We start from the raw sequence: 1,743 nt of genomic DNA, 5'->3' as shown, positions 1-1,743 counted from the left end.
CCTGCTTCCCAAGTCCATGCGATGACGGTTGTGGAGGCGTGGAAGTGTGGAAGCCTATATCGGGGAAAGGATTTTTCTTCACACAGATCAGTGGGTGATTTCCTTCTTCTCTGATTTTGCCCTCCACAAGTTCCACGCTTCCACAACCAGCATGGATTGGCTGTTTCCCACCGTTCTTGCCCCACATGGCGTGGAAGCAGGGTGGAGGCCGTGGAGGCATAAGCGTCCACATAGGTAACCATGGGCAGGACAGATTTGAGACGCTGATTGTGTCTCGCACGGGTGGTTTTTCTTGCCAAAAGACAGTTCTGTGAGAGGGTCTTAGAACCATACGAGACACAGGGGGCTGGATGGGCAAGACGCTGGGTTATGCAAGGATCAGCACGAACGAGGGGCAGGACATCCAGAGCCAGAAGGCTCGGCTCGAAGACCTCGGGGCAGTGGTGGTGTTCTGTGAGACCGGGAACGGATCATCCCTCAATGGTCGTGACCAGCTTGAAGCAGCCCTTCGCCTGCTCGAACCCGGCGACGAACTTCTCGCCCTGCATCCCGACAGACTCGCTCGTGATACCGGCGATCTCCTGACCATCGCCAAGCGTGTGATCGAGAAGCAGGCCGTGCTGAGGATCAACGATCCTGCGATCGTGTTCGATGGTTCCGACATCATGGGGGAAGTTCTGCTGACCGTCTTCGGACTTGTGGGGTCCGTCGAGAAGCATTTTATCAAGGCACGCCAGCGCAGGGGGATCGAAGCCGCCAAGCTGCGCAATGCCTACAAGGGTCGTCCCGCAACCATCGACTTCAACCGGGTCAAGGAACTGCACGCGGAAGGGATGCGTCCCACCGACATCGCACGCGAGATGAAGATCGGTCGGGCGAGCGTTTACCGGGCATTGGCGGCGTGACAGATCACCGGGAAGACTGGTGGATGCGCGATGTCCCCGATCACATCGATCTCGATCTTCCCGGTATCTACGAATGGCGCATTGGCAGCGAGAGCCTCTACATCGGCAAGTCCGCGCGGCTCAGGGGACGCATCCGCGAGTATCCCAACAATGTCCGCAAGCTGATCGCCGGGGAACCGTATCGCAAGGGCAAGCCCACTTCATACCGGGAGGTCCATCACGAGCTTCGCAATGCACATGACGGGATGATCGCCGTCACGGTGACAGTCCTTGAAAACTGTGCTCGCCTCGATCTCAACCAGCGTGAGCGATATTGGATTGCTACCCGCAGAGCGGAAGCCGAGCGCGGTGGTCCCCGCGTTCTGAACGCAACCAAGCAGAGGAAATGATGGCACGCGAACTATATTGCTGGCGCTGCGGGATCGAGATGCCGATGCTCGACGAAGAGGAATGGGCGCGGATCGGTCCCCTTCTGTCCGGAGCTACCGACCCTTCGAAGCGGGAAGCCGCTCTCGACCTATACGAGGAGATGACCGGCCTTCGCGAAACCAACATCAACGCGATCTGGCATCACCGCATCAAGGACTACGGCCCGTCCTGCACCAAATGCGGGAAGCCGTTACGAACACCCAGAGCGAGCTTCTGCGCCGCATGCGGAGCAACTCGAACAGACTGAACCGACGACGATACTCCCGGCGTCACTCGATCATCTTCGGAACTTCGTTGACGCCATGCGCCCCTGTGCAACAGTCGCTCAATGACCGACAACAACGCTCCCAAGATCGTCGCCCGAGATGATACCAAACCATCCACCAGCACCGTCAACGAGCGTGACGAT

General features: G+C 58.5%; 4 protein-coding genes. 3 read left to right on the top strand and 1 reads right to left on the bottom strand.

Annotated features, from left to right (window positions below):
* Positions 1–187: hypothetical protein (locus ABFX23_RS17715; protein WP_346034197.1), on the bottom strand; the 187-nt coding region annotated here is incomplete at its 3' end.
* Between the two features lie 163 nt (positions 188–350).
* Between ABFX23_RS17715 and ABFX23_RS17710 the strand changes: the two genes are divergently transcribed.
* The 3 genes from ABFX23_RS17710 to ABFX23_RS17700 are packed head-to-tail and all read left to right on the top strand — an operon-like array spanning position 351 to position 1,581.
* Entirely contained in the window at positions 351–905 is a 555-nt protein-coding gene (locus ABFX23_RS17710) for a recombinase family protein (protein ID WP_346034196.1), read from the top strand.
* A complete protein-coding gene (locus tag ABFX23_RS17705) occupies positions 902–1,294 on the top strand; it encodes a GIY-YIG nuclease family protein (protein ID WP_346034195.1) in 393 nt (130 codons plus the stop codon). The genes ABFX23_RS17710 and ABFX23_RS17705 overlap by 4 nt, the downstream gene beginning before the upstream one ends.
* Complete coding sequence (locus ABFX23_RS17700; RefSeq protein WP_346034194.1) at positions 1,294–1,581, top strand: hypothetical protein; 288 nt, start codon at positions 1,294–1,296, stop codon at positions 1,579–1,581. The genes ABFX23_RS17705 and ABFX23_RS17700 overlap by 1 nt, the downstream gene beginning before the upstream one ends.
* Positions 1,582–1,743 lie beyond the last annotated feature (162 nt).

It is taken from the genome of Erythrobacter westpacificensis (genome assembly GCF_039542285.1).
Classification (GTDB): Bacteria; Pseudomonadota; Alphaproteobacteria; order Sphingomonadales; family Sphingomonadaceae; genus Alteraurantiacibacter; species Alteraurantiacibacter westpacificensis.
Note: the sequence above shows the minus strand (reverse complement) of the source record. Positions and strands in the feature narration are given on the sequence as shown.

Bases quoted from the DNA above. Each gene is read 5' to 3' on its own strand.
- ABFX23_RS17700 (WP_346034194.1), top strand. From the start codon at position 1,294: ATGGCACGCGAACTATATTGCTGGCGCTGCGGGATCGAGATGCCGATG.
- ABFX23_RS17710 (WP_346034196.1), top strand. From the start codon at position 351: ATGGGCAAGACGCTGGGTTATGCAAGGATCAGCACGAACGAGGGGCAG.